Below are 26,192 nucleotides of genomic sequence, written 5' to 3' on the forward strand. Positions count from 1 at the left end.
ATCAGTACGCGGTCTTCTGTCCGAACACACGCACCGCAGTCAGCACGATGATGCGGATATCCAGCCACAGCGACCAACGACGAATGTAGTCTAGGTCGTACTGGATGCGCTTCTTCATCGTGCGCAGTTCCGGGGTTTCGCCGCGGAAGCCGTTCACCTGCGCCCAACCGGTGATCCCCGGCTTGACGTAGTGCCGCTGCATGTAATGGTTGATCAGCTTTTCGTAGTGGGTGTTGTGCTGCGCGGCGTGCGGACGCGGGCCCACGATCGACATGCTGCCGCCCAGCACGTTGAAGATCTGCGGCAACTCATCCAGGCTGCTGCGACGCAGGAACGAACCGAAGCGCGTGATGCGGGTGTCGTTCTTGGTCGCCTGCTGGATGGTGGTGCCGTGATCGTCATGCAAGCGCATCGAGCGGAACTTGAACATGTAGAACTCGCGACCGCCCAGGCCATGGCGCCGCTGACGGAAGAACACCGGGCCCGGCGAGCTCATCTTGACGCCTACCGCAATTGCGGCCATCAACGGCCACAGCCCCATCAGCGCGATCACGGCCAGGATCTTGTCCTGCAGCGCCTTGGCGACCACGAAGTAGTTGTCGCGATCCACACCGCCCTGACGCAGATTGATCACCGGCACATTGCCGATCTGCTCGCCAGACTGATTCAACAGACCGAAGTCGAACAGATCCGGCACCAGCTTGACGTTGATCGGATAACGATCCAGACGTTGCAGCAACTGTTTGATGTGATCGCGCTCGCCCAGCGGCAACGAGATCCATACCTGCTCGACCTGGTTGTCCTTCAGATACTCGATCAACGCGTCCGGGTCGCCCAGGCACGGCAACGACTGCCGCTGCTCGGTCACGGCGATGTCGTACGGCGTACGGAAGTAGCCGACCAGATTCATGCCGACCCAAGGATTGCGGCTGAGGTAGTGATTGATCTTCATCACCGGATGGCGCAGACCGACCACCACCACACGCTGCACGTCCACGCCTTGCGTACGCAGATGGTTCAGGAAGCCGCGCAGTACCGTGCGTGCCGCCACCAACGAAGCCAGACCACCGACGAACCACAAGCCGATCCAGCCGCGCGACACCTGCTCGCCCACCTGCACGATCAGCGCATGCACCGCGAACAACGCGAACACACCACCGAACGCACCACCCAGGACCAACAACTCGCTCAACAACCCGCGACCGCGCCAGCTGCGATACAGCGGGAACAGCGCAAAGCAGATCACCGAATACAACAAGGTGGTGGCGATCGCGACCCGATAGGGCGCCGCCGGCACCCAGGAGCCGAACACGATGCGATACGCAATCAGTCCGGAGACCACGACCATGGTCAGGTCGAAGACGCGCAAAACCAGGTCGGCTGCAGCCGAATACTTGGACAACAATCGCGGCGAGGATGTGGTGTAGGTCGCGCTACTCAAGTCTGCCAAAAGCATGGGGATGTCCTCCAAACTCGATACGGCGCATGCGGGGGAACATACGAAACGCACGCGAGCTTTCAATCATCTCCGTCTTACGATCACCGCGGTAATACCTACCGACCCCAGATCGCACGACAGCCCTTTGTTTCAACAGAGACAAACTTTCAAACGAGGGATCCCGAAACTTACGGGATCCGACTTTTTCCACGCTGAATCAGTTGTCACTTAAATTAACCACCGTTTTGCAACATCACGATGTCAGTTCAACCGCGTCTCCGGCCCATTGCCTCGCAGGAAGTAGCGCACGAGGGCAACAGCCACACCAAGGAATACGCCAAAGATGAAGCCTAAGGCGAGGTTCAATTTGAGTTTCGGTGAAGTCTTCGACGTAGGCACGTCTGCGGTATCGACGATGGTCACGTTGTTGGCGCCCACATTGCTTGCAACACCGATCTCTTTGTAACGCTGCAGGAGCGCATCGTAGAGCTGACGGTTGGTATCGACGTCGCGCTTGAGCATGTTGTATTGGATGCTGCGACTCTGCAGATCCAGCTCGTTGCTGCGCAGACCGGCAATGCGCTCGTTGAGCAAACGCTCCTGCTGCACCGAAGCGTCGTAGGCGGCCTTCAACGATTGACGGATGTTGATGACCTCGCCGTTGATCTGACGGCGCGACTCTTCGATCTGCGCCTTCAGGCGCCGCATTTCCGGATAGTCCGGCTTGAACGTCGATAGCTTCGGCTGGTACTCGGTGTTCAAGCGGATCTGCTCACCGCGCAGGCTCTGGATCAACGGATTGCCCAGCACCTGCGGCAACGACATGCTGTCGCCGGTGCTGACCTGACGCCATGCTGCTTCGGCCTTGATGCGCGTGTCCTGTGCAGAGGCAAGCATCGCGTTGAGATCGCCCAGGTTCTGCGCCGCAAGCGACGGCTTGTCGTCGCCCATCGACACGATCTGCTCCTGGGTCGAATAAGAGACCAGCGTCTTTTCCGAGTCTTCGAGCTTGCCGCGCAACTGCTCCAGACGTTCGGACAGGAACTTGGTCGCGAACGAGGACGCGTTCATCCGGCGCTCTTGCGTGCTGACGATGAAGACCTTGGTATAGGTGTTGGCGATCTTGGCGGCCAGCACCGGATCCGGCGAGTCGTAGCTGACGTAGACCAGGCGCGAATTGAGGATCGGCTCGACCACCAATCCGGCCAGCAGGGTGTCGGTCAAGGTGCGCTCGACGATCGCCTGGCGCGAATCGACCGACTTGCCGGCTTCCGGATTCTTGGCCGCAGCCTTCTCCAGTGCCTCGTCGACCTGCGCCTTGAACGCCGGCTCCTGATCCAGCTTGGCTTCGCGGATCACTGCACGCGCCAACGAACGGCTCTGCAGCAACTGGTACTGGGTCTGGTAGAAATCGCGATCCTGCGGCGACTCCACCGGCATCAGATTGTCGACGTTCACCACGTTGAGCGAATCACGCTCGATCTGCAGCGTGCTGGTGGCGCGGTACTTCTCCGGCATCAACAGCGTGATGCCGAAGGCCAGCAGCACTGCGAACAGCGTGACCCCGATGATCAACCAGCGCTGCGAGACCAGCGCACGCCAGTAGTCGAGCAAACCCACATCCGCCAGCTCGAGATGGCCGTGACGATGAGAAGAAGAGGAACGATTTTCGGAATTCATACTCATCGGTAAGCGCGCCACACCATTACCAAGGGGGTCAGTTCAAGCATGGTGCGCAGCCAGATGCGTGCGTCCGAGCGATACACCACAACGATGTCGCCGCCGTAGATCTCCGGGTCGGGATTGGCACCCTTCTCGATCTCGGTCAGGTCGAATCTAGCGATCATTTTTTGCCCATTGACGATGCGGAAGACAATGACATTGCCGCGGCTGGCCACCGTACTGACGCCCTTTGCCTGCGCAATCGCTTGCTGCAAGGTCAGGTTGGAGCCGATCACCGGGTAGATCCCGGGCGCGTCCACCGCACCAGTGACCGTGACCCGGCGGCCGTTGGATTCCTCCACGAACACCGACACTTGCGGCTGTTGCAGATATCCGGCGGCGTAGCGTTCTGCGACCAGTTTTTCCAGCTCGCCAACGCCCAGGCCCGTGGCCTTGACATCGCCGATCAACGGCAGCGAGATGTGACCGTTCTGATCGATGCGGACCTGCCGCTCCAGCTCGTCGACTTGAAATACTTTGACCAACAGCAAGTCGCCCGGCGCGAGTCGATACTCTGGCTGCACTGCGGACATCGCAAGCGGATCCGGGAGCGGCAGAGAGTCCGCCATCTTCGGACCGGTGCTGCAAGCGCCCAGTGTCATCGAGCAGATCAACGCCAGGCTGAGGCCTTGGCAGAATCGTTCGATCAGTCTTTTCATGCGTGTAGCTGGCTGCCTTGATTGGTGGGACAGGAACCCGCGCAGCATTCAACCGGCCAACACGCCAGCACGAACGTACGACAGAGAAATTCATCCCGTATGACATCGGGATCACGACAGGTGTGACGTGTTGCACTGCACTATGGCATAGAAAGAAAACATCGCAAGACGCTGCACGCCATTTTTTTGACGGCGTTGGCCTATTGATTCAAGTTCGTCGTTGCGACGTTAAAAAAACGTGATCCAGTTACTAATCACGCGCTAATGATTTGGAGGATTTTCGGATACTTAGCACCGCTCTGTGATCCAGGTCCACAGCAGACGGGACCGTGTAAAGCGGGCTCTTCGGCCCTTTTCCTGCTGCAGCGCACTATGTCGTTCTGCATATGCAGCACCTTTCCCCGAAGCCCGAATCCGCATGTTGCGACGCAACAAAAAAGCCCATGTCAGTTAAGACATGGGCTTAGTGTTTGGTCGGGGTAGCCGGATTTGAACCGACGACCACTAGTCCCCCAGACTAGTGCGCTACCAGGCTGCGCTATACCCCGAAGATGCTGCACCCCGTCGCGAGGACGGCCTGCGATTATAGCGGCTTTGCGACACAATTTCCTAGCGGCGCAGCAGCTGCAACACTTCTTCCAGCTCCATGCGCACCTGCTTGATGATCTGGTTGCTCAACGCCGACTCGCTCTTGGCGCCATCGCCTTCCAGGCGCAGACGTGCGCCACCGATGGTGTAGCCCTGTTCGTAAAGCAGGCCGCGGATCTGCCGCACCATCAGCACGTCATGGCGCTGGTAGTAGCGCCGATTGCCGCGCCGCTTGACCGGCTCCAGGCTCGGAAATTCGGTTTCCCAATAGCGCAGCACATGCGGTTTGACATCGCACAACTCGCTGACCTCTCCGATGGTGAAGTAGCGCTTGGCCGGGATCGGTGGTAGCTCGCGATTACTGCCCGGATCCAGCATAAGCCTCCACCCGCTCCTTGAGCTTCTGGCCCGGACGGAAGGTCACCACCGTGCGCGCCGAGATCGGAATTTCCTCACCGGTCTTGGGATTGCGACCGGGCCGTTGATTCTTGCGCCGCAGATCGAAGTTGCCGAAACCGGACAGCTTCACCTGACGGCCCTGCTCCAGCGCATCGCGCAGCACATCGAAGAACGCGTCGACAAATTCCTTTGCCTCGCGCTTGTTCAGACCGACCTCGTCGAACAGACGTTCGGCCATCTCCGCTTTCGTCAATGCCATGCCAATCCCCTGGTTACCGCCTCAACTCCGGATCCGGGCGCGGTGCTCGCGCTCGATCACGGCCACCACATCGGCAACGACTGCATCGACGTCCCGGTCGGTGAGAGTGCGCGAGTTATCCTGCAAAATCAAGCCCATAGCCAGACTCTTGAAACCTGGCTCGACCCCCTGCCCGACATAGCGATCGAACAGCTGCACCTCGCGCAACAACGGGCCAACCGTGGTGCGCACGCTGGCAGACAGCGCCGCCCAGCTCACTTCTTCCGGCACCAGGAAGGCCAGATCGCGGCGGACCGAGGGGAACCGCGACAGTTCACCAGCACGCGGCAACGCGCGTTGGACCAAGGCCGTCAGTTGCAGCTCGAACGCGATCACATCCACGTCGATGTCCAAGGCCTTGGCCAGGCGCGGATGCACCTGCCCGATCCAGCCGATGCAGACGCCGTCGCGATGGATGTCGGCCGAGCGCCCCGGATGCCCGAAGGGCTGGGCGGAGGGCTGGAAGTCAAGCACCGCGCCGCTGGCCGCTGCCAGCGCCATCAGGTCACCCTTCAGATCATGGAAGTCCACTTTGCGCGCCGGCTCGCCCCACTGCAGCGCCAGGGCATCGCCACACACGGCCGCGGCGACATGCTGCGACTCCTGCGGGGCAGCGCCAGCATCGGAGGCGGCAGCGAACACCTTACCCAGCTCGAACAGGCGCACGCGGCCGGCCTGGCGGGCGGCGTTGCGGCCCAGCGTCGCCACCAGGCCCGGCAGCAGGCGCGGACGCATGATCGCAAGCTCGGCACTGAGCGGATTGGCCAGGGGCACCAGGCCGTCGGTCAGCTGCCAGCGCTCCAGCAAGGTGGCATCGACGAAGGCGTAATTGATAGTTTCCTGCAGCTCGCGGGCCACCAGCTGGCGGCGCACGCTGAGCTCGTCGAGCTGGGTTTCGCTCGGCATTGCAATCCGGCTTGCCCCGCCCGGCAGTGTGGTCGGCACGCGGTCGTAACCGTGGATACGCGCCAGCTCTTCGATCAGATCCTCTTCGATGGCGATATCGAAGCGACGGCTCGGCGCCATCACCTGCCAGCCTTCGGCAACCGCCTCCAGCTGCATGCCGAGCGCGCCCAGAATGCGCGAAACCTCGGCATCATCGATCTGGATACCCAGCACGCGCGCGATACGCGCACGACGCAACAGGATGCGCGAAGGCTGCGGAAAATACTGCGGCAATTGCGCATGCACCACCGGGCCTGGCGTCCCACCGGCCAGTTCCAGCACCAGCCGTGTCGCCACTTCGATCGCCTGCGGCGGCAGCGCCGGATCCACACCACGCTCGAAGCGATGACCGGCATCGGTATGCAGCCCGAGCTTGCGGCCACGGCCCATGATCGCGGCCGGATCGAAGTACGCCGACTCCAGGAACACGTTGCGCGTGGTCTCGGTGACGCGCGTGTCCAGCCCACCCATCAGACCGGCCAACGCCACCGGGCGATCGGCATCGGTGATGGTCAGGAAACTGTCGTCCAGCGTGACCTGCCGCCCATCCAGCAACGCCAGCTGCTCGCCGCCGCGCGATCGGCGCACGCCGATCGGGCCCTGCAGCGTATCCAGATCGAACGCATGCATCGGCTGGCCAAGCTCCAGCATCACGTACTGGGTGATATCCACCAGCAGCGAAACCGGACGCACGCCGCTGCGGCGCAGCCGCTCGGCCAGCCACACCGGCGTCTTCGCGGCCGGGTCGATGCCTTCGATCACACGTCCGCAGTAGCGCGGCGCTTCGTTGCCGGCATGCAGCTCCACCGCCAGCGTGCGCGTGGACACCGGCGCCACCGCGCCGGCGTCGAAGGCCACCACTTCGCTGGCGCAGGCGGCGGCCACATCGAAGGCAATGCCGCGCACGCTGAAGCAATCGGCGCGATTAGGTGTGAGCTTGATCTCGATGCTGGCATCGGGCAGCCCCAAATAGTCGGCCAAGGCCTGACCCACCGGCGCATCGTCCGGTAGCTCGAACAGGCCGGACGCCTCGCTATCCAGACCCAGCTCCTTGGCCGAACACAACATGCCGTTGGACGCCACACCGCGCAGCTTGGCCGCGGTGATGGTCAGCGCACCGATCTGCGCACCGACCAGCGCCAACGGCGCCACCAGACCGGCACGCGCATTGGGCGCGCCACACACGATCTGCAGCAACTCGCCCTGCCCTGCATCGACGCTGCAGACCTGCAGACGATCGGCCTCCGGATGACGCACCGCCTCGACGATGCGCGCCACCACCACTTGACCCAAGGCCTCGCCCAATGGCGTGACCTCTTCGACCTCCAGACCGATCGCCGTCAGCGTCGCGGCAAGTTCGTCGCGGCTGGCCTGGATGGGAACGTGGCTGCGCAGCCAATTTTCAGAGAATTTCATGAGGGGCCGGGATTGGGGATTCGGGATTTTAGATTCGTAAAAAACAGTCGAAGGGGGGCGGGACGATGGCGCTGTTGCGAATCCCCAATCTCCGCCATCAGGCGAACTGCCTGAGGAAACGCACATCGTTCTCGAAGAACGCGCGCAGGTCGTTGACGCCGTAGCGCAGCATCGCAAAGCGCTCCACGCCCAGGCCGAACGCGAAGCCGGTATAGCGCTCCGGATCGATGCCGACGCTGCGCAGCACGGTCGGGTGCACCATGCCGCAGCCCAGCACTTCCAGCCAGCGCGTGCTGCCGTCTGGCTGCTGCCAGGCGATGTCCACTTCCGCACCCGGCTCCACGAACGGAAAATAGCTGGGGCGGAAACGCATTTCGAAATCGCGCTCGAAGAACGCACGCACGAACTCGGACAAGGTGCCCTTGAGGTCGGCGAAGTTGGAATGCTCATCCACCAGCAGGCCTTCCACCTGATGGAACATCGGCGAATGGGTCTGGTCCGAATCGGAGCGGTACACCTTGCCGGCCGCGATCATGCGCAGCGGCGGCTTGTGCGCATCCATGTAGCGCACTTGCACACCGGAGGTATGAGTGCGCAACAGGCGGCCATCGCCGAAATAGAACGTGTCGTGCATCGCGCGTGCCGGATGATGCGGCGGAAAATTCAAAGCTTCGAAGTTATGCCAGTCATCCTCGATCTCAGGACCATCGGACAGCTCATACCCCAAGCGCGCAAAGATCTCGACGATGCGCTCGAGCGTGCGCGTGACCGGGTGTAATCCACCGCGCTCGCTGCGACGACCCGGCAAGGTGACATCGATGCGCTCGCCGGCCAGACGTGCGTCCAGTGCAGCGTTTTCCAGCGTGTGTTTGCGCTCTGACAGCGCGGCGCTCAGCGCATCGCGCGCCAGGTTGATGGCCTCGCCAGCGGCCTTGCGTTGATCGGCCGGCAGCGTGCCGAGCTGCTTGAGCTGGGCAGTGATGCTGCCGCTCTTGCCCAGCAACGCGACGCGTAGCGCCTCCAGTTGGTCCGGCGTCTGTGCGGCGGCGACATCTGCCAACGCGCGCTCGGTCAGGGATTGAATCTCACTCATTGCACTCGCGCCTCAACTGCTCAGCCGAACGGTGTTTCCGGATGCACCGGAACGCATTACCACATGACTCTTGCCAACCATCAAAATCTAGAGATGCCGGCTATTTAAAACGCAAAAGGGGAAGGACTCGCGCCCTTCCCCCTGCATATCTGCGTTTCATCACCAAAAGCAGGCACACGGGTGTGCGGCTGCTCGAGATGATCTACCCCTTCAACAGTCCGCACATGGATGTGCGGGCTCTTGCGAAGGACTCGCACCAACGACGTGCGGGCTCCTGCGAGGGACCTGCATTTACGCCGCCAGCGCGCCCTTTGCCTTATCAGCCAGCGCGGCAAAGCCGGCGGCGTCGTGCACGGCGATATCAGCCAGCACCTTACGGTCCAGGGTGATGCCAGCCTTGAGCATGCCGTTCATGAAACGGCTGTAGCTCAGACCATTGATGCGGGCAGCCGCATTGATGCGGGTGATCCAAAGCGCACGGAATACGCGCTTCTTCTGCTTACGGCCAATGTAGGCGTACTGCTGTGCCTTGATGACCGCCTGCTTGGCAACGCGGAAGACCTTACGACGGGCGTTGTAGTAGCCCTTCGCCAGATTCAGAATTTTCTTGTGGCGGCGGCGCGCCTGCACACCACGCTTTACTCGTGCCATGGTTCAGTCCTCAGAGATAGGGAAGCATACGATCGAGACGGCCTGCGTCCTCGGGACGGACATGGTTCTTCTGCCGCAAGTTGCGCTTCCGCTTGGTCGCTTTCTTCGTGAGGATATGGCTACGGTTTGCGTGGCCGCACTTGTACTTGCCGGAGGCGGTCTTGCGGAAACGCTTGGCCGCCGCCCGGTTGGTCTTGATCTTGGGCATTGCAATGTCCTTGATGGTGTTTTGTCACTGACACGGGCGGCAGTCTTGCGACCACGCTTTCCATCCTTGCCCTTGCCTGCTTGTAAGTCCTTGATCGAACACGATCCGGACAGGTCCTGTACCGCTTGCGCGGCGCCACGGTAAAACCGGGCCGCGCAGTATGCGCGTTGCCGGGAATTCTTGCAAATCGCTGCTATCGCTAGCCGGACCGACCACACCGGGGCCGATCGCAGCGCGAGATTCAGATCTTCTTCTTGGGCGCGATCATCATGACCATCTGCCGCCCTTCCAGGCGCGGACGCGACTCGATGACGATGTCTTCGCCCAGGTCGGCTTCAATCCGGGACGCCATTTCGCGACCCAGCTCCTGGTGGCTCATTTCGCGGCCACGGAAGCGGATGTTGACCTTGACCTTGTCGCCCTCTTCCAGGAAGCGGCGCATGTTGCGCAGCTTGATCTGGTAGTCGCCCTCGTCCGTGACCGGACGGAACTTGAGTTCCTTGATCTCGACCTGCTTGGTCTTCTTCTTGGCCTCGTTGGCCTTTTTCTGCTGCTCGAACTTGAACTTGCCGAAATCCATGATCTTGCAGACCGGCGGATCGGCCTGCGGCTGGATTTCGACCAGATCCAGGCCTTCTTCCTCGGCCTTGGCGAGCGCTTCGTCGCGCGACAACACGCCGACCATCTCTCCGTCACTGCCGATCACGCGGACGCGCGGCACGCGGATTTCTAGGTTCTTGCGGTTCTGTTTGTTGTCAGGGGTACTGATATTGCAATCTCCCAGGGGAATCGAACCGGCGCATCCGGATCATCCAGACCGGCCGGGGTTGGCTCACGCTGCCTGCTCTGCCTGCAGACGTTCGACGAAGGCCGAGACCGTCATGATCCCAAGGTCCTCTCCAGAACGTGTCCGCACGGCGACTGCGCCATTTTCCTTCTCGCGGTCACCGACCACGAGCAGATAGGGCACGCGTTGCAGCGTATGCTCGCGGATCTTATATCCGATCTTCTCGTTACGCAAATCTGCATTTACACGGAAGCCTTGATTTGCAAGGGTTTTCCGAACCGAGTCCACACAGTCTGCCTGTGCATCGGTGATATTTGCGACAACCACCTGGACCGGGGCGAGCCAGGAGGGGAAGGCGCCTGCGTGGTGTTCGATCAAAATACCGATGAAACGCTCCATCGAACCGACGATCGCCCGGTGCAGCATGACCGGATGCTTTTTTTGGCTGTGCTCGTCCACGTACTCGGCGCCAAGGCGGCCGGGCATCATGAAATCGACCTGCATCGTACCCAGCTGCCAGGTGCGGCCAATGGCGTCCTTGAGGTGGTATTCGATCTTGGGGCCATAGAAGGCGCCCTCACCCGGCAGCTCCTGCCACTCCACCCCGCACACGCCCAGCGCGCTGCGGAGCGCGGCTTCGGCCTTGTCCCAGGTGATGTCGTCGCCCAGGCGCTTTTCCGGACGCAGCGCGATCTTGATCTCGATGTCGTCGAAGCCGAATGCGGTATAGACCGCCAGTGCCTGCTGATGGAAGGCGGTGACTTCGGATTCAATCTGCGATTCCAGGCAGAACACGTGCCCGTCGTCCTGGGTGAAGCCGCGCACGCGCAGGATGCCGTGCAGCGCGCCGGAGGGCTCGTTGCGGTGACAGGCGCCGAACTCGCCGTAGCGGATCGGCAGATCGCGATAGCTGTGCAAGCCTTGATTGAACACCTGGACGTGGCCTGGGCAGTTCATCGGCTTGACCGCGTAGGTGCGCTTCTCCGACTCGGTGAAGAACATCGCGTCCTGATAGTTGTCCCAGTGGCCGGATTTCTGCCACAGCGACACGTCCAGAATCTGCGGGCAACGCACTTCGCCGTAGCCGCTATCGCGGTAGACCTTGCGCATGTATTGCTCGACCACCTGCCACAGCGACCAACCCTTGGGGTGCCAGAACACCAGGCCGGGCGCTTCTTCCTGCAAATGGAACAGATCCTGTTGCTTGCCGATGCGGCGATGGTCGCGCTTGTCGGCTTCTTCCATGCGCAGGATGTAGGCGTCCAGCTGCTTCTTGTCGGCCCAGGCGGTGCCGTAGATGCGCTGCAGCTGCTCGTTCTTGACATCGCCGCGCCAGTAGGCGCCGGAAATGCGGGTCAGCTTGAAAGCCTTGAGGAAGCGCGTGTTGGGCACGTGCGGGCCGCGGCACATGTCCACGTATTCTTGGTGGTAGTACAGGCCCATCGCGGTGATGTCGGCGGACATGCCCTCGATCAGGCGCAGCTTGTATTCCTCGCCGCGCTGGGCGAACACCTCGATCACTTCGGCGCGCGGAGTGACCTTTTTGATCACTTCGTAGTCCTGCGCGATCAGTTCCTGCATGCGCTGCTCGATCGCGACCATGTCGTCCGGCGTGAACGGGCGCTCGCTATAGATGTCGTAGTAGAAGCCTTCGGCGATGACCGGGCCGATCACCATCTTGACCTCCGGATACAGCTGCTTGACCGCATGCCCCACCAGATGCGCACAGGAGTGGCGAATGATCTCCACGCCTTCGGCGTCCTTGGCGGTGATGATGCGCAAGCTGACGTCGTGGTCGATGACGTCGCTGGCATCGACCAGCTGACCATCGACCTGGCCGGCGATGGTGGCCTTGGCCAAACCGGCGCCGATCGACTGGGCGACCTGCATCACCGAGACGGGGGATTCGAATTCGCGGCGGCTGCCGTCGGGGAGCGTAATGTTGATCATGGGCAAGAATGAGGTCTGTGCTGGCTGCAGATCTAAGGCTGCAAGGGAGATCTGCCCACTACTGGACAGGCTCGAATAGGTGTGTTGCGAGAGGTGGTGCAGAAAGAATGCCGTGCGAGCGCCTTGCGAACTGGCGCGGCCGGAATCAGCAGTGGGCGGGGGTAGTGCTCATGTCGCACGCTGGGCAGGCGCGGGGCGCCGGCCACCTTCTCGCAATTGGTCTTGGAGTCGAATGGTAAACCAATCAGCCCGGCGTTGCGCGGGGCGGCACGGCGCCAGCGGGCGCGTGGCATGATGCTGGCCACTTGTCCTGCCAGTGCAGACCATGGCAATCAAAGGTCAAGCCACCTTGCTGGATATCGCCTATCTGGCGGGCGTGTCGCAACCAACCGTATCGCGCGCACTGCGCGGCAGCGCGATGGTCAACGAAGAAACACGCAAGCGCATTCTGCGCATCAGCGATCTTGTTCAACAACAGCATCGAGCCGGGCACCACGCCCGGGCCGGCCATCCCGATGCCGGTGAACCAACGGGCACGGGTCTTCTGGTCTTCGCCGTTCTTGTCGCCTGCCGTCTGAATCTGATCCAGGCCGGTCATTGCCACCTGCATCAGCATCAGGTTCTTGTCGATCGCTTCATGAGGGCTGTTCGAGTGAATCGCCCCGGCTTCTGTAGACACCCCGCAGCCTCATTTTGGAGGTGATCCATCGCACGTCGTCCTGGCGCACGCGCGAGGAGGTCGAGTGGGCCACGCTCAACTGGGCCGGCTGGTTCAACAACCGCCGATTGCCGGAGCCGATCGGGAATATCCCACCGGCCGAGGCTGAGGCCAACGACTATTCCCACTCCCATGAGTCCGCCATGTCGGCGTGACTCAAACCAAGGGGCCTGCGGGAAACCCGGGGCGGTTCACCGGCTGCTTATGCCCAACATCTGGCCAACACCCATATCATTCCCCCCCGGACTCTAAACCTGACCGCTACTCAGAGCGGGGGAACGTCGGCCCCTGAATCATCGACTTGCGAAGCGAGTGGAACCCACGCTTTGCCTTCGGCCAGTCTTTGCTGACCTCGCCTAAGTAGCGGCTAAATGCTTTCGCCATCCGCCCTACGGGCGTCGACCCACTCCATAAAACCTAGGGCCAAAAGATCCGGATGCAGCGGCACCGTGCGCAAACTCACTTCGGTCTTGACATTTTGATGTTCACCTTTGTCCGAAATTCGAATGCACGGAATCTTGTCCTCCTTGAACACATCAGCCACCAACAGCTGCCCGACTTCCGAAGCTCGCGCACCTGCGTAAAGACCGATTAATGCTGCACATTGAGCATTGGCCGAGAGTCGTTCGAAATTGACAGGCGAGAAGATCGTTTTGATTTGCTCACGGTCATAGGCTTTGAACCCCAGCTTGCGCCTGGCACGCTTCTCTCGCACGGAGTAACTCACATGCCCGAATGCAGGGTTGTCGCCTTTGGGCTAGGTGTTCAGTCCCGGCATGAGATGGATCGGATTAACCTTGAACCGCTCGGGTTCGGATGTCCACTGCTTGCAGATGAATTCGTACGGTGTCAGACCCTTCAGGGCTTTGAGTCTGCGAGCGAAGTTGTAGGCGTCGATGACGTTGGCCACATGCTGTTGCAGTTGTGCGTGATCGTCGTAGTGGACGCGTTTGACAGTGGCGTCTTTGATCGTGCGATTCATCCGCTCGACCTGCCCCTTGGTCCAGGGATGCTTGACCTTGGTCAAACGGTGTTCGATGCCGTGCTCCTCGCAGACACGAGTGAAGAGATGCGCACAGGCATAGCGGTCGGAACTGCGGTTGGTGAACTGGATACCGTTATCCGTCAGAACCGTATGCAGAGCATAGGGCACCGCCTGGATCACATTGCGCAGGAACTGCGCTGCAACCAGCTTGTTGGCCGAGGCATGGAGTACAGTCATCCAGCGGCAGCAACGTGTGCTTGCGGAAAGCGACGATCGCCGCCTCATCCGCAACGGACAACACGGTGGAACGCGGCGGCGTCGGCCCGGTTGGCACATCGGCAACCGAGGTCCGCGTCTTCCACTTCGCCACCGTCTTGTGATGGATGCCGTAACGCTTGGAAAGCGCTCTCAGGCTCTCTTGACTCTGCGGTATCGCTCGACGGATCGCCTCTGTCGTGGTGGCGCTCCCATGCAGAACCTGGCCCATCGTGCTTGCTTCCATTCGGGGGAAAATAATGCACCATCAACACCTGGGATCAAACACCTAGTAGCAAGAGGCAATCGCCCAATCAAAGAAGCCGCCCTTCCCGCCCACATAGCTTTGCTTGTTGGTGAGCGTCGGTGTCGAAGCACCATTCTCCCGCATGTGCTGATACCAGCGAGCCAAATCAGGTCGCGTGATCGTGTGGAGCTTGGTCTTTGCCCCCAAAAAGGAGACCAGTGAATCAATAGCCGCCATCTTGATCGTATAGGTCCTGCATGTCTTTCTTGTCCAGCTTATCCACACGTCGATCCCTCAACATGTCGAAGGCCTGAGCATAGCCTGCGGCAAGCAGCAATGCGCGCAGACGCGCACTGGCAAGCTCGCTGGTGTGGAGGGTTCGCTTGATGACCTTTTGGTCGAGCACACGTTGAAGATCGACAGGCACGCGCTGACGAAAAGCCCAGTGACCCGTTGGAGAGCGAATGAGGTGATGAGGGATACGCATCGGGGAGATGTGTCCCGATTTGTGTCCTGCCGAAGATCTTCATCAAGCTGGAATTAATTGTTAAAAATCAACAACTTAGATCAAAATTGGCGGAGAGAGTGGGATTCGAACCCACGGAAGGTTTGACCCTTCGCCGGTTTTCAAGACCGGTGCCTTCAACCGCTCGACCATCTCTCCGATGGTGCTTTGATTCTGCTTTGCATGATCGCCGATGGCATCGGTGAATCACGCAGGCGCCACGCGCTCTGCGGGTTACGCTGATTGTGACCGGCGCTTCAGCGGTGTCACTCAACCCCAGGATCGCCCCCGGGCGCGCATTCTCGCATGCCCGAGCGCGCTTTGCTAATCGCGCCTGCTTGCTGGGTTGCACGCACTGCTGAGCGGTGACGCCTCGCTGCGTTGCGCCTGCCAAGCGGCGTGGCGCTTCGCCGGCATCTGTGTCAACGACCAGACGCAGCGCTCAGCCGGCTTCGGCCACGGCCAGTCGCAGCGCAGTGCCGGCCGCGCGCTTGAGCTTTTCGGCCAGTTCGGCGCAGTTGCCGCCGCAATCCAGACGCGAGCGTTCGATCTCTCGCGGCAGGTGTTCGGCCAGGAAGTCGATGAACACGCGCACCGCCGGCAGCAGGCCGCGACGCGAGGCGAACACAGCGTGGCAGATGCCTTGCGGCAGCGACCAGTGCGGCAGCACCACTTCCAGCTCGCCGCTGCGCACCGCATGGGCGCACACGGTCTCCGGCAGCATAGTGATGCCGAAGCCATCGCGCGCCATCGATTGCAGCAGCGGGAAATCGAAACCGGCCAGACGCGGCTGCAGGTCCACACGACGCATCTCGCCGTTGGGGCCGTGCAGTTCCCAACGCTGATGCGCTTCGTCTTCGCTGGTGCTCATGGTGGTGTGGTTGGCCAGTTCGCTCGGATCCTTGGGGCGGCCGGCGCGGTCCAGGTATTTGGGGCTGGCGACCAGCAACTCCTGCACCTGGCCGAAGCTGCGCATTACCAGGCTGCCGTCGTCGTCCAGGCGCGAGCGCACGCGCAGTGCGATGTCGTAGCCCTCGTTGATCACGTCAACGCGGCGATTGCTGATGTTAAGCTGCAGCCGCACCTTGGGGTACTTGGTCAGAAATTCCGGCAACAGCTTCGGTAATTGGATCTGCGCCAGCGACACCGGGACGCTCACACGCACTAGGCCGCGCGGCTCGGCGCTGAGACGGTCCACCACCTCGCGCGCTGCCTGGGCCTCGGCCAGCATGGTCTGGGCGTGGCGATGCACACTGGTGCCGACGTCGGTCACCGCGAAGCGGCGCGTGGAGCGCTGTAGCAGGCGCACGCCGAGGTCGGTTTCGAGCTGGCTGATGCGCCGGCTCAGGCGCGACTTGGGGATCCCGAGCGCACGCTCGGCGGCAGCGAAGCCGCCATGGTCCACCACCATCGCGAAGTAGTACAGGTCATTCAGATCGTGCATGGCGAAGGCATCCATGGATAGAACGATATCTGATATATAAGCACCTTTATCACAGCAGAGCAACGACCTATGTTGCGTTACCTCTTCAGGTTTGCGGGCTTGTGGGACATCGAAGTCCTACGCGCCGAAGGTGTGGGGTCTTCGCCACAGCAGCGGACGCCGCTCAGGCATCGACACCGACCGGCTCGCATCCGCCAGAGAACGCTGAGTGGTCAGCGAAGCGCATGACGTCACCTGCAAATGCAAACGGGGCCAGTGATGGCCCCGTTTTCTATCAACGCTTGTAGAAGCAGCCCGGTCGCGCACGCCTTGCAGCTACCCCGTCGTGTCGACCGGAACGCTTACCCAATCCGCCCGATCCCGCCCATATACGGACGCAGCATCTCGGGCACGTCCATCGAGCCATCGGCGTTCTGGTAGTTTTCCATCACCGCGATCATGGCGCGGCCCACCGCAGTGCCCGAGCCGTTGAGCGTGTGCAGCAACTCCGGCTTGCCGCTGACCGGGTTGCGCCAGCGCGCCTGCATGCGCCGCGCCTGGAAATCACCGCAATTGGAGCAGGACGAAATTTCGCGATAGGTGGCCTGCGAAGGCAGCCACACTTCCAGATCATAGGTCTTGATCGCAGCAAAACCCATATCGCCGGTGCACAGCAGCACCTTACGATACGGCAGGCCGAGTTTTTCCAGCACCACCTCGGCGCAGCGGGTCATGCGCTGATGCTCGGCATCGCTGTCTTCTGGCGCGCAGGCGGTGACCAGCTCCACCTTTTCGAATTGGTGCTGGCGGATCATGCCGCGCGTGTCGCGGCCGCCGCTGCCGGCTTCGGCGCGGAAGCACATCGAATGCGCGGTCATGCGCAGCGGCAAGCGCTCGGCATCGACGATCTCGTCGCGCACGATGTTGGTCAGCGGCACTTCCGAGGTGGGGATTAGATAGTAAGCAGGGTCAGGATCTATCTGACCAGTCCGCCAATGAGCAACTTCACCAGTCTCTTCGTCAGTTTGAGAGTGGTATTCGTCTTCGTAAATCCTGAAGAGATCATCCTCAAATTTTGGCAACTGCCCGGTCCCGTGCATCGACTCGGCGTTGACCAGCAGCGGCACGTTGGTTTCTTCGTAGCCATGCTGTCCGACATGCAGGTCAAGCATAAACTGCGCCAGCGCGCGATGCAGACGCGCAATTGGCCCGCGCAGCACGGTGAAGCGAGCGCCAGACAACTTGGCCGCGGTATCACCATCCAGCCAGCCGTTGGGCGCACCAAGTTCCACATGATCCTTAACCGGGAAATCGAACTGGCGCGGCGTTCCCCAACGGGATTGCTCGACGTTATCTGCCTCACTCTTTCCGAGGGGCACGTCTGCATGCGGCAGGTTGGGAATCACCGCGTACAACTTCTCCAGTTCTCCCTGAACGGCCTTCAGTTCGACTTGAGACTGCAAAAGCTCGTCAGCGAAACCTGCTACTTCGGCCATCAGCGCGGTGACATCATCGCCCTTGGCCTTGGCCTGCCCGATCGCCTTGGATTTGGAATTGCGCAGACTCTGCAGCTCCTGCGTGCGCACCTGAAGACGCTTGCGCTCGCCTTCCAGCGACTCCAGTTCCGCGGCGTCCAGGGCGAAACTGCGCGTGCTGCGAAGGCGCTCGGCAAGGTCGGCGGGATGGTGGCGAAGCAGGGCCGGATCTAGCATCGGAAGTCTGTGGGAGTCAGTGGGAAGCGCCAGATTATCTCCTGTTCCGCCACCTGCCGCGATCGATTCACTGCGGCTATGCCAGAATTGCGTCGATCCTTCAGGTGAGCCCTATGCCCGCGCCCCGCCCTGCATCCGACCGCCAGATCGTCCTGCGTCTGCCCCGCCACACCCTGAAAATTGCCGGTATCGCCTTCGTTGCCGGCCTGCTGTTGTTCCTGCTGGTGTGGGCCACCGGCCGCAAGGACGACTTCTACAAGGCCTCGCCGGCCCAACCGGCTGCAGGTGCGCCGGCCGACGACAGCATCCAGCCGCTGCCCGCGCCGCTGCCGGCCCAGGACGGAGCCAGCGATATGTCGCAGGCCAAGCCGCCCGAAGACACCCCGACCCTGGTGGAAACCGCACCCACTGACCCACCCGCGCCGACGCCATTGCCGGAAGACGCGGTTGCCGGCGCGCCGGGAACCGCGGCACCCACAAACACCGCTGCAGCGGCCGGCGGAGATCGCCCGGTGCCGATGCAGGGCCAGATGCCACCGCCGCGCTATCCATCGGCCGCGCTACGTCGTGGCGATGTCGGCGATGTGGTGGTGCGTGTGGACGTGGACGCAACCGGTAAACCCGGCGGCGTGACGCTGGTGCAGCGCAGCGGTTCGCGCGATCTGGATCGCGTCGCGATGGAAGCGGTGCGTCAGTGGCGTTTCCACCCGGCGCAGCGCAATGGCCAGCCGATTGCCGGCAGTGTGGACATCCCGTTCGAGTTCAGGCCTGCGCAGTAAGCGCGGCTGACCGAACCAGCGCAAATGGCCGTCAGATGGCTGTTTGCGAGGCGTTGACGCATTAGCGGGTACATCGGGATTTCGGCCGTCTTGCGCTCCCTTTCGGTAACAACACAGGTGATTTGCCAGTTCAGCCAAGCTGAACGCCTGCCGAGTTTTAGCCCTTCATTAGCGCTCCGCCTTAGCTCCCCCTCAGGCAGCGCCGACCAAACTGGTCGTGTCATCCCACAGATGCGCCAGGAGGTCGGCCATGTCCTTCACCTCGAATCCTTTTTCACACCAAACGCAACCGCTGCCGCAACAGTCCGTAGACGTGCGTGATCGTGTGCACGAAGACGATGCCGGCGGCGCATCGCCATGGTTGTGGGCAACGCTGCTGGCCGTCCTGGCGGTGGCGCCGACCTGGTGGTGGACACGGCACAGCGACAAATCGTTTGCCGCTGACATGCGCCCGTTGCCGGCAAGCCGCCAGATCCTGCCGGCCTCCAAAGGCCCGCGTGCCATGACCATGATTGCGCACCAGCCGGTGCGTGCGCCGATCAGCAGCGAAGAAGCCAAGCCGCTGCCGGGCAATGCAATGCCGCGTTATCCGGCCGACTTTGCGCAGGCCGGCATCGAAGGCAGCCGTACCGCTCGCCTGCAACTGGATGTGCAGGGCCAGGTGAGCGATGTGACCATCGTCGATCGTAGCGGTAGCGATAATCCTCGCCTGGATGCAGCGGTAGTGGACAGCTTACGTCAGTGGCATTTTGAGCCAGCAACACGCGATGGCCACGCGGTCGTCAGCAGCGTGAAGGTGCCGGTGGAGTTCACGGCAGAGCGTTAAGCCCGAAGCCGGCGCCCCGCGCCAAGGTATCGAAACCCGGAAACGATGTCGCGACATTGGCGACATCGTTCACCTGCACGCTGCCGGTAGACAGCTGACCGGCAATGGCGAACGCCATTGCAATGCGGTGATCGCCGTGGCTTTCGATCACACCACTGCCGATGCTGCCGCCGTAAATGGTCGCGCCATCCGGCGTGTCGTCCACTTGCACGCCCAGCGTGCGTAGACCAGTGGCCATGGCTGCCAGACGATCGGATTCCTTTACGCGCAATTCGGCCGCGCCGGTGACCACCGTCTGCCCATTCGCCGCTGCGGCAGCCACGAACAGGGCCGGGAACTCGTCGATCATGTCCGGCACCAGCGCTTCGGGAATCTGCGCGCCCTGCAAGGGCGCATGGCGCACGCGCAGATCGGCAACCGGCTCGCCACCGTGTTCGGCGTGGTTGTCTTCGACGATATCAGCGCCCATCAGTCGCAACGCAGCCAGCAGTCCGGTGCGGCGTGGATTCAAGCCCACCGCACGCAGCACCACGTCCGAGCCGGGAATGATGCTGGCCGCCACGATCAAGAACGCTGCCGACGAGAAATCCGCCGGCACCGCGATATCGGTCGCACGCAAGCGCTGACCACCGCGCAGACGCGCCTTGCCTGGCGAGAAATCGATCTCCACGCCGAACGCGGACAGCATGTGCTCGGTGTAATCGCGCGTGGGGTGCGGCTCAGTGACCGAGGTGTCGCCCTGCGCGTACAAGGCTGCCAGCAGCACCGCAGACTTGACCTGTGCGCTGGCGACAGGCGAGACGAAGTCGATCCCGTGCAGCGCCTGCCCGCCGTGCACACGTAGCGGCGGGGTGCCGTCTTCTTCGGTATCGATGCGTGCGCCCATCTGTGCCAGCGGGTCGGTCACCCGTCGCATCGGACGCTTGGACAGTGAGTCGTCGCCCACCAGCACGCTGTCGAAGCGCTGCGCAGCCAGCAGGCCGGCTAACAGGCGCATGCCGGTGCCGGCATTGCCACAGTCCAGCGGCTCGCTTGGCGGCTGCAGGCCATCCACGCCCACGCCATGCACGATGCGCTGCGAGGCCGAAGGTGTTTCGATGCGCACACCGAGTTTGGCAAAAATCGCTGCGGTGGAGCGCGTGTCTTCGCCTTCGAGAAAGCCATCGATCTGCGAGATGCCGTCGGCCAAGGCGGCAAACATCACCGCGCGATGCGAGACCGATTTATCGCCGGGAATGGCCAGGCTGCCCTGCAATGCGCTGCCGTGCTGCGCGATCCAGTGTTGCGTGCTGCTGCTCATGCGTGTGATCCGATTGCTGCGGCATCGCCATGCACGGCGATGCGCTTTGAAGAATGGTGTGGTCGCACCGTCAGCTTGCAGATGTCGGCGCGCCGGCGATTACCGGCTGATCAGTCCGGCGCTCAGGGAATGGCGACCGGATACGAGCCCAGCACCTTGATCTGCGCCGAGTGCGCTTCCAGTTCGGCCAGCGCCTGCTTCATCGCCTCGTCTTCCACATGGCCGGCCAGATCGATGAAGAAGCCGTATTCCCACTTGGCCTGATGCGAGGGCCGCGACTCGATGCGATTCATGCTGATGCCATGCCGCGCGAACGGGCTGAGCACGTCGAACAACGCGCCCGGCTTGTCGTGGATGAACACCAGCACCGAGGTGCGGTCGTGTCCGGAGGAGGGGAAGATCTGCCGGCCGACCACCAGAAAGCGCGTGGTGTTGTCGTCGTCGTCTTCGATCGACTTCATGATGACTTTCTTCAAGCCATAGACGTGCGCCGCACTCTCGCCGCCGATCGATGCGGCATCTTCGGCATTGCGGGCGCGACGCGCACCTTCGGCATTGCTGGACACCGCAAGCTTCTCGACCTTGGGCAGGTGCGAACGCAACCAGCCAGCGGTCTGCGCGAACGACTGCGAATGCGCGTAAATGCGCTCGATGTCCTCGATCCGGCCGGTGCGCGAGAGCAGATACTGATGCACGCGCAGCTCGACTTCGCCGCAGATTTTCAGGTTGGAGGTCAGGAACATGTCCAGCGTGACCTGGATGGTGCCCTGCCCGGAGTTTTCCACCGGCACCACGCCGAAATCGGCATTGCCGGCTTCCACTTCCTGGAACACTTCTTCGATGGTCGCCATCGGCAGGCCCACGGCCGAACGACCGAAATGCTTGAGCACCGCCTGCTGGCTGAAGGTGCCTTCCGGGCCGAGGTAACCGATTTTCAGCGGCTCCTGCTGGGCCAGACAGGCCGACATGATTTCACGATACACATGCACCAGCACTTCGTCGCTGAGCGGGCCTTCGTTACGGTCTACCACCATGCGCAGCACCTGCGCCTCGCGCTCGGGCCGGTAGTAATCCACCGCTGCGGCGAGCTTGCCCTTGGCCTTGCCGACCTGATTGGCGAAGTTGGCGCGCTCGGCGATCAGCGCCTGGATATTGCGGTCGATCTGGTCGATCTTGGCACGCACATCGGCCAGCAACGGCGCGGCGACCGCCGGCTTTGCAAGCTTGCTTGCCGACTTGCTTGCACTTTTCTCTATAGATTTATCTGCAGATTTACTCGCCGACTTGGTCTTGCCGCTAACGGCGGTTATGGGCTTGTTGGACTTGGGAGCCATCGCTGGACATTCCTTGGATAACGGCGCATGCGCCTGCGCGGCACCTGCCGCGGTCGAATGAAGACTCAGCCGTGCCGCTGCTGGAAGTCGTGCATGAAGCTCACCAGCGCCTGCGCGCCCGCTACCGGCATCGCGTTGTAGAGCGACGCACGCAACCCACCAACGGCCTTGTGCCCCTTCAAGGCAAGCAGGCCGGCGGCATTGGATTGACTGACGAACAACGCGTCCAGCTGCTCATCCGGTAGAAAAAACGGGATGTTCATGCGCGAACGCACGGCGGGCTTGATCAGGTTGCGATAGAAGCCGCCGGAGCCATCGATCGCGCCGTACACCAGCGTGGCTTTCTCGGTATTGCGACGCGCGAACTCCTCCACCCCGCCCTGTTCGAGCATCCACTTCACGTTGAGGCCGAGCAGATACCAGTTCCAGGTGGGCGGCGTGTTGAGCATCGAATCGCGGGCAGCATGCGAGGCGTAGTTGAAGATATCCGCCCGCGGCTGGCCGGCCCGTTCGAGCAGATCGCGGCGCACGATCAACACCGAGATGCCGACCGGCCCCAGGTTTTTCTGCGCACCGGCGTAAATCAACCCATAGCGCGAGATATCCAGCGGCTCGGAGGCGATCGACGAACTGAAATCGGCGAACAACGGCAGCGTGCCCACGTCCGGCGTGTCGCGAAACTCCACGCCATGGATGGTCTCGTTGGCGGTGATGTGCACATAGGCCGAGTGCGGCGACAAGGTCCAGCTGGACACCGGCGGAATGTCGATAAAGCCTTCCGACTGCGCATCGGCGGCGATGCGCGCGTCCACGTAAGGAGCCGCCTGCTTGATCGCGGTCTTGCCCCAATGCCCAGTGATCACGTAATCGGTCGCCTGACCAGGCGCGGCGAAATTCAGCGGCAGCAGCGCCTGGATGGTGGTGGCACCACCGGCGGTGAACAGCACTGCGTAATCGTCGGGAATCGACAACAGGGCGCGCAGATCTGCTTCGGCTGCGGCCGCCACGGCCATGAAATCGGCGCTGCGGTGGCTGATTTCCACGATCGAGGCGCCGACGCCTTTCCACTCGATCATCTCCGCCTGCGCCTGCCGCAGGACCGATTCCGGCAATGTCGCAGGGCCGGCACTGAAATTGAACGCACGTGTCATGGCACACCTTGTCGAGCTAGCCTTCTAGTATGCCGCAGCGCACCGGCCTTGGCAGCGTTGCAAAAAAGTTGCAGCTGCATCCTTCTCACCGACGCCGGCGTATGATTTTGCGGAGTCCATGGGCAGAATCATCACCGTGGTCCCTTATTCCCACCAGCAGCCACTGTCAGGAGCGAGCCATGTCCCTTCGCGATGTCTTGAAGACGCCGTCAGGCGAGATCACCGATGAGGCTGTTTACCGCGACCGACGCCGGCTGCTGCAACTGTTCGCGCTGACCCCGGCGCTGGGCGTGGCCGGGTGTGCCGAGGCCGATCCGCCGCCGCCCAAGACCGTGGTGACGCCGGCGCAGGCGCGCAGCGGTTTCCGCACTACCGAGGAACTCACCCGGCTGGAAGATGTCAGCAGCTACAACAATTTCTACGAATTCGGCACCGACAAGACCGATCCGTCGAAGGCCGCCAAGACCTTGAAGCTGTCGCCGTGGTCGGTGAAGGTCAGCGGCGAGTGCGAAAAGCCGGACAGCCTGTCGCTGGACGCGTTGTTGAAAGGCATCACTGCGGAAGAACGCACCTACCGGCTGCGCTGCGTGGAAGGCTGGTCGATGGTGATCCCCTGGAACGGCGTGCCGCTGGGCGAGGTGCTCAAGCGCTTTGCGCCCACCTCCAAGGCCAAGTACGTGGCCTTCACCACGCTGGCAGATACCCAACAGATGCCCGGCATGCGCTACCGCTCGATCAACTGGCCGTATCGCGAAGGCCTGCGCATCGACGAAGCGATGCACCCGCTGACCCTGTTGGCCACCGGCCTGTACGGCAAGCCGCTGCCGCAGCAGAACGGCGCGCCGTTGCGGCTGGTGGTGCCGTGGAAGTATGGCTTCAAGAGCATCAAGTCGATCGTGGAAATCCGCTTTGTGGAGAAGATGCCCGAGACCGCGTGGCACGATCTGCAGCCCTCCGAATATGGCTTTTTTTCCAACGTCAATCCGGCAGTGGATCACCCGCGCTGGAGCCAGAAGAACGAGCGTCGTATCGCCGGCACCGCCAGCAAGCTGTTCGCCGAGCGCATCGCGACCAAGCCGTTCAACGGCTACGCAGATCAGGTCGCTTCGTTGTACGCGGGAATGGATTTGAAGAAGTGGTTTTAGGGCAGCAGAACTCAGCTTGATATCGACCTATCGCAGGAGTGCTCCCGGGCGCGATGGCTTTCCTGGTCACGCCCCTTGCGCCCAGGTGCGCACCTACGATGCAGGCATCGCAATCCCGCGCAGCATCGCGTCCCTCTTCGAGATCACATGGCCAAGACATCCACATCCCTGATCGCTGCCAAGACGCTGCTGCATGCGGCCGCGCTGGCGCCGATCGCACTACTGGGCTGGCAATTCTGGCAGGTGTGGCAAACGGGCAGCGATGCGCTGGGCGCTGATCCGGTGGCCGAGATCGAGCACCGCACCGGGCTATGGGCGCTACGCTTCCTGCTGATCACATTGGCAATCACGCCGCTACGCCAGCTCACCGGCCAGGCGATGCTGATCCGCTTCCGCCGCATGTTCGGGCTGTACGCGTTCTTTTATGCAAGCGTGCATCTGGCGGCGTACCTGAGCCTGGATCTGCGCGGCTTCTGGACCCAGATCTTCGAAGAGATTCTCAAGCGTCCCTACATCACCGTCGGTTTTACAGCGTGGCTGCTACTGCTGCCGTTGGCGATCACCTCCACCCAGGGCTGGATGCGCAGGCTCAAGCGCAACTGGGGACGCCTGCACATGCTGATCTACCCCATCGGGCTGCTGGCGGTGCTGCACTTCTGGTAGTTGGTGAAATCCGATATCCGCGAACCGGCGCTGTATGCCGGCATTCTCGCGATGTTGCTGGGCTGGCGGGTCTGGAAAAAACTCAGCGCGCGCCGAACCACAGCAAAGCGCTCAACGCCGCCGCCAGCAGCGCCGCGCTGAGCAGCAGCCATGGCCAGCGCGCGACCTTGACAGGCGCATGCGTCGGTTCGCTGGTGGCGCGCGGCGGCGGCGGCAACGGCTCCGCGTCGGGGATGTCCCAGGTGGTGCCATGATGGGTGCGCGGCACCTCGACGACAAAGCGGTGGCGGGCGTCGAATACGACCTGGTCGCCGGCCTGCAACCAGCCGTCGCGCACTTGCACGCCGTTGATCCAGCTGCCTTCTTCCGAGCCCAGATCGCGGATCAGCACGCGGTCGCCATGCCGTTCCAGGCGGGCATGTTGAGCGGCGAAGGCCGGGTCGTCGATGACGATGTCCGCGGCCGGGTCGCTGCCGACAAGGCGTGGGCGATCCAACGTGAAGCTGCGCCCGTGGTGACGGCCGCCCAGCCCGCGCAACAACAGACAGACCTCGCTCAGGCCGGCGCCGTCGTCCTCAATATCGTTGGCCGGCGCGCTCGACGGCGCACTGCGCAACAGCATCTCCACGCCGTCGGCATAGATTGCATCGCCGGGTCGCAGCAGTGCCATGCGGCGTACGGGGCGTCCATTGACGTGGATGCCGCGGATTCCGTTGGCCACCTGCAACCAGAGACCGCGTTGGTCCAGGCAAAACTGCGCCAACAGCAACGCGCCCTGCGCATCGGCAACCACCCGCACGCTGCCGGAGGCATACCGTGTGATCCGGTGGATGCCGGGCTTGAGAGAATGATCCGGCTGCTGCCGGTGAGTAAAATGAACTTGCAGATCGCGCACCCCCGCAGCCTAGCAGGTTTGCCACTTGCAGCGGCCAGCAACGTGATCGGCGCCCACCAAGCGGGTGCGCCGTGTCTGCGCCTCGTTCCCGGTCCGCTGC

At 62.2% G+C, this 26,192-nt stretch carries 20 protein-coding genes, 2 tRNA genes and 7 pseudogenes; 6 read left to right on the top strand and 23 right to left on the bottom strand.

The features are described from left to right. Position 1: 1 nt before the first annotated feature. The 12 genes from XpopCFBP1817_RS00260 to thrS form a co-directional block, all read right to left on the bottom strand. A complete protein-coding gene (locus tag XpopCFBP1817_RS00260; RefSeq protein WP_128415483.1) occupies positions 2 to 1,456 on the bottom strand; it encodes an undecaprenyl-phosphate glucose phosphotransferase in 1,455 nt (484 codons plus the stop codon). Between the two features lie 243 nt (positions 1,457 to 1,699). Next, the gene (locus XpopCFBP1817_RS00265) at positions 1,700 to 3,139 is read right to left on the bottom strand and encodes a GumC family protein (RefSeq protein ID WP_128415484.1); all 1,440 of its coding nucleotides are present in this window, start codon (positions 3,137 to 3,139) and stop codon (positions 1,700 to 1,702) included. Further along, positions 3,121 to 3,819, bottom strand: a complete 699-nt coding sequence (locus XpopCFBP1817_RS00270) for a polysaccharide biosynthesis/export family protein (protein ID WP_167393766.1) — start codon at positions 3,817 to 3,819, stop codon at positions 3,121 to 3,123. The genes XpopCFBP1817_RS00265 and XpopCFBP1817_RS00270 overlap by 19 nt, the downstream gene beginning before the upstream one ends. 471 nt (positions 3,820 to 4,290) lie before the next feature. Further along, positions 4,291 to 4,367: transfer RNA gene (locus tag XpopCFBP1817_RS00275), tRNA-Pro, on the bottom strand. A 61-nt stretch (positions 4,368 to 4,428) separates the two neighbouring features. Further along, complete coding sequence (locus tag XpopCFBP1817_RS00280) at positions 4,429 to 4,785, bottom strand: MerR family transcriptional regulator (RefSeq protein WP_005995911.1); 357 nt, start codon at positions 4,783 to 4,785, stop codon at positions 4,429 to 4,431. Continuing rightward, positions 4,766 to 5,065: an integration host factor subunit alpha gene (locus XpopCFBP1817_RS00285; protein ID WP_002811076.1), complete on the bottom strand. Its 300-nt coding sequence runs from the start codon at positions 5,063 to 5,065 to the stop codon at positions 4,766 to 4,768. Before XpopCFBP1817_RS00285 ends, XpopCFBP1817_RS00280 begins: the two co-directional genes overlap by 20 nt. A gap of 21 nt (positions 5,066 to 5,086) precedes the next feature. Beyond that, the gene (gene pheT, locus XpopCFBP1817_RS00290) at positions 5,087 to 7,465 is read right to left on the bottom strand and encodes a phenylalanine--tRNA ligase subunit beta (protein WP_128415485.1); all 2,379 of its coding nucleotides are present in this window, start codon (positions 7,463 to 7,465) and stop codon (positions 5,087 to 5,089) included. A 97-nt stretch (positions 7,466 to 7,562) separates the two neighbouring features. After that, the gene (locus tag XpopCFBP1817_RS00295; protein WP_128415486.1) at positions 7,563 to 8,558 is read right to left on the bottom strand and encodes a phenylalanine--tRNA ligase subunit alpha; all 996 of its coding nucleotides are present in this window, start codon (positions 8,556 to 8,558) and stop codon (positions 7,563 to 7,565) included. Between the two features lie 291 nt (positions 8,559 to 8,849). Beyond that, the gene (rplT, locus tag XpopCFBP1817_RS00300) at positions 8,850 to 9,209 is read right to left on the bottom strand and encodes a 50S ribosomal protein L20 (protein WP_128415487.1); all 360 of its coding nucleotides are present in this window, start codon (positions 9,207 to 9,209) and stop codon (positions 8,850 to 8,852) included. 10 nt (positions 9,210 to 9,219) lie between these two features. Further along, complete coding sequence (gene rpmI / locus XpopCFBP1817_RS00305; RefSeq protein WP_128415488.1) at positions 9,220 to 9,417, bottom strand: 50S ribosomal protein L35; 198 nt, start codon at positions 9,415 to 9,417, stop codon at positions 9,220 to 9,222. 241 nt (positions 9,418 to 9,658) lie between these two features. Beyond that, positions 9,659 to 10,201 (bottom strand): translation initiation factor IF-3, encoded by a 543-nt coding sequence (gene infC / locus XpopCFBP1817_RS00310; protein ID WP_128415489.1) that lies wholly within the window; start codon positions 10,199 to 10,201, stop codon positions 9,659 to 9,661. Between the two features lie 48 nt (positions 10,202 to 10,249). After that, positions 10,250 to 12,154: a threonine--tRNA ligase gene (gene thrS / locus XpopCFBP1817_RS00315; protein ID WP_128415490.1), complete on the bottom strand. Its 1,905-nt coding sequence runs from the start codon at positions 12,152 to 12,154 to the stop codon at positions 10,250 to 10,252. A gap of 325 nt (positions 12,155 to 12,479) precedes the next feature. Between thrS and XpopCFBP1817_RS00320 the strand changes: the two are divergent. Further along, a pseudogene (locus tag XpopCFBP1817_RS00320) lies at positions 12,480 to 12,614 on the top strand (LacI family DNA-binding transcriptional regulator); the annotation flags it as partial. Here XpopCFBP1817_RS00320 and XpopCFBP1817_RS22465 read toward each other — a convergent pair. Next, positions 12,606 to 12,806: pseudogene (locus tag XpopCFBP1817_RS22465) on the bottom strand (type IV secretion system protein); the annotation flags it as partial. The pseudogenes XpopCFBP1817_RS00320 and XpopCFBP1817_RS22465 sit on opposite strands and share 9 nt — an antisense overlap. Positions 12,807 to 12,850: 44 nt before the next feature. Here XpopCFBP1817_RS22465 and XpopCFBP1817_RS00330 point away from each other — a divergent pair. After that, a pseudogene (locus XpopCFBP1817_RS00330) lies at positions 12,851 to 13,027 on the top strand (IS3 family transposase); the annotation flags it as partial. A gap of 133 nt (positions 13,028 to 13,160) precedes the next feature. Here XpopCFBP1817_RS00330 and XpopCFBP1817_RS00335 read toward each other — a convergent pair. From XpopCFBP1817_RS00335 to serS, 6 genes and pseudogenes are all read right to left on the bottom strand, one after another. Continuing rightward, positions 13,161 to 13,629 (bottom strand): annotated as a pseudogene (locus XpopCFBP1817_RS00335) (site-specific integrase); the annotation flags it as partial. Continuing rightward, a pseudogene (locus XpopCFBP1817_RS00340) lies at positions 13,630 to 14,344 on the bottom strand (integrase core domain-containing protein). Positions 14,345 to 14,410: 66 nt separating this feature from the next. Further along, a pseudogene (locus XpopCFBP1817_RS00345) lies at positions 14,411 to 14,846 on the bottom strand (DUF6538 domain-containing protein); the annotation flags it as partial. Positions 14,847 to 14,933: 87 nt separating this feature from the next. Continuing rightward, positions 14,934 to 15,023 (bottom strand) — tRNA-Ser (locus tag XpopCFBP1817_RS00350). Positions 15,024 to 15,306: 283 nt separating this feature from the next. After that, the gene (locus XpopCFBP1817_RS00355) at positions 15,307 to 16,323 is read right to left on the bottom strand and encodes a LysR family transcriptional regulator (protein WP_128415492.1); all 1,017 of its coding nucleotides are present in this window, start codon (positions 16,321 to 16,323) and stop codon (positions 15,307 to 15,309) included. A 326-nt stretch (positions 16,324 to 16,649) separates the two neighbouring features. Beyond that, positions 16,650 to 17,999 (bottom strand): serine--tRNA ligase, encoded by a 1,350-nt coding sequence (gene serS, locus XpopCFBP1817_RS00360; RefSeq protein ID WP_128415493.1) that lies wholly within the window; start codon positions 17,997 to 17,999, stop codon positions 16,650 to 16,652. A gap of 113 nt (positions 18,000 to 18,112) precedes the next feature. Here serS and XpopCFBP1817_RS00365 point away from each other — a divergent pair, with 113 nt between their 5' ends. Together XpopCFBP1817_RS00365 and XpopCFBP1817_RS00370 are read left to right on the top strand one after the other, a co-directional pair. Continuing rightward, positions 18,113 to 18,778 (top strand): energy transducer TonB, encoded by a 666-nt coding sequence (locus XpopCFBP1817_RS00365; RefSeq protein ID WP_167393763.1) that lies wholly within the window; start codon positions 18,113 to 18,115, stop codon positions 18,776 to 18,778. A 250-nt stretch (positions 18,779 to 19,028) separates the two neighbouring features. Further along, positions 19,029 to 19,604 (top strand): energy transducer TonB, encoded by a 576-nt coding sequence (locus XpopCFBP1817_RS00370; protein WP_128415495.1) that lies wholly within the window; start codon positions 19,029 to 19,031, stop codon positions 19,602 to 19,604. Here XpopCFBP1817_RS00370 and aroA read toward each other — a convergent pair. The 3 genes from aroA to serC form a co-directional block, all read right to left on the bottom strand. After that, positions 19,588 to 20,904 (bottom strand): 3-phosphoshikimate 1-carboxyvinyltransferase, encoded by a 1,317-nt coding sequence (gene aroA / locus XpopCFBP1817_RS00375; protein WP_128415496.1) that lies wholly within the window; start codon positions 20,902 to 20,904, stop codon positions 19,588 to 19,590. The two genes, XpopCFBP1817_RS00370 and aroA, sit on opposite strands and share 17 nt — an antisense overlap. Before the next feature lie 122 nt (positions 20,905 to 21,026). Further along, a complete protein-coding gene (pheA, locus tag XpopCFBP1817_RS00380; protein ID WP_128415497.1) occupies positions 21,027 to 22,238 on the bottom strand; it encodes a prephenate dehydratase in 1,212 nt (403 codons plus the stop codon). Between the two features lie 65 nt (positions 22,239 to 22,303). Continuing rightward, positions 22,304 to 23,389: a 3-phosphoserine/phosphohydroxythreonine transaminase gene (serC, locus tag XpopCFBP1817_RS00385; protein WP_128415498.1), complete on the bottom strand. Its 1,086-nt coding sequence runs from the start codon at positions 23,387 to 23,389 to the stop codon at positions 22,304 to 22,306. Between the two features lie 179 nt (positions 23,390 to 23,568). On the opposite strand from serC, the gene msrP reads away from it, so the two are divergent. Both msrP and msrQ read left to right on the top strand, forming a co-directional pair. After that, positions 23,569 to 24,534: a protein-methionine-sulfoxide reductase catalytic subunit MsrP gene (gene msrP / locus XpopCFBP1817_RS00390; protein WP_128415499.1), complete on the top strand. Its 966-nt coding sequence runs from the start codon at positions 23,569 to 23,571 to the stop codon at positions 24,532 to 24,534. Positions 24,535 to 24,681: 147 nt separating this feature from the next. After that, a pseudogene (gene msrQ, locus XpopCFBP1817_RS00395) lies at positions 24,682 to 25,338 on the top strand (protein-methionine-sulfoxide reductase heme-binding subunit MsrQ). On the opposite strand, the gene XpopCFBP1817_RS00400 reads toward msrQ, so the two are convergent. Beyond that, entirely contained in the window at positions 25,280 to 26,092 is an 813-nt protein-coding gene (locus XpopCFBP1817_RS00400; protein ID WP_128415500.1) for an FHA domain-containing protein, read from the bottom strand. The pseudogene msrQ and the gene XpopCFBP1817_RS00400 sit on opposite strands and share 59 nt — an antisense overlap. Between the last annotated feature and the right edge of the window lie 100 nt (positions 26,093 to 26,192).

Origin of the sequence: Xanthomonas populi (assembly GCF_002940065.1) — a bacterium.
Lineage (GTDB): Bacteria > Pseudomonadota > Gammaproteobacteria > Xanthomonadales > Xanthomonadaceae > Xanthomonas > Xanthomonas populi.

Coding starts and splice junctions, on each gene's coding strand:
- XpopCFBP1817_RS00260 (WP_128415483.1), bottom strand. CDS start 1,456: ATGCTTTTGGCAGACTTGAGTAGCGCGACCTACACCACATCCTCGCCG.
- XpopCFBP1817_RS00270 (WP_167393766.1), bottom strand. CDS start 3,819: ATGAAAAGACTGATCGAACGATTCTGCCAAGGCCTCAGCCTGGCGTTG.
- XpopCFBP1817_RS00280 (WP_005995911.1), bottom strand. CDS start 4,785: ATGCTGGATCCGGGCAGTAATCGCGAGCTACCACCGATCCCGGCCAAG.
- XpopCFBP1817_RS00285 (WP_002811076.1), bottom strand. CDS start 5,065: ATGGCATTGACGAAAGCGGAGATGGCCGAACGTCTGTTCGACGAGGTC.
- pheT (WP_128415485.1), bottom strand. CDS start 7,465: ATGAAATTCTCTGAAAATTGGCTGCGCAGCCACGTTCCCATCCAGGCC.
- XpopCFBP1817_RS00295 (WP_128415486.1), bottom strand. CDS start 8,558: ATGAGTGAGATTCAATCCCTGACCGAGCGCGCGTTGGCAGATGTCGCC.
- rplT (WP_128415487.1), bottom strand. CDS start 9,209: ATGGCACGAGTAAAGCGTGGTGTGCAGGCGCGCCGCCGCCACAAGAAA.
- rpmI (WP_128415488.1), bottom strand. CDS start 9,417: ATGCCCAAGATCAAGACCAACCGGGCGGCGGCCAAGCGTTTCCGCAAG.
- thrS (WP_128415490.1), bottom strand. CDS start 12,154: ATGATCAACATTACGCTCCCCGACGGCAGCCGCCGCGAATTCGAATCC.
- XpopCFBP1817_RS00355 (WP_128415492.1), bottom strand. CDS start 16,323: ATGGATGCCTTCGCCATGCACGATCTGAATGACCTGTACTACTTCGCG.
- serS (WP_128415493.1), bottom strand. CDS start 17,999: ATGCTAGATCCGGCCCTGCTTCGCCACCATCCCGCCGACCTTGCCGAG.
- XpopCFBP1817_RS00365 (WP_167393763.1), top strand. CDS start 18,113: ATGCCCGCGCCCCGCCCTGCATCCGACCGCCAGATCGTCCTGCGTCTG.
- XpopCFBP1817_RS00370 (WP_128415495.1), top strand. CDS start 19,029: ATGTCCTTCACCTCGAATCCTTTTTCACACCAAACGCAACCGCTGCCG.
- aroA (WP_128415496.1), bottom strand. CDS start 20,904: ATGAGCAGCAGCACGCAACACTGGATCGCGCAGCACGGCAGCGCATTG.
- pheA (WP_128415497.1), bottom strand. CDS start 22,238: ATGGCTCCCAAGTCCAACAAGCCCATAACCGCCGTTAGCGGCAAGACC.
- serC (WP_128415498.1), bottom strand. CDS start 23,389: ATGACACGTGCGTTCAATTTCAGTGCCGGCCCTGCGACATTGCCGGAA.
- msrP (WP_128415499.1), top strand. CDS start 23,569: ATGTCCCTTCGCGATGTCTTGAAGACGCCGTCAGGCGAGATCACCGAT.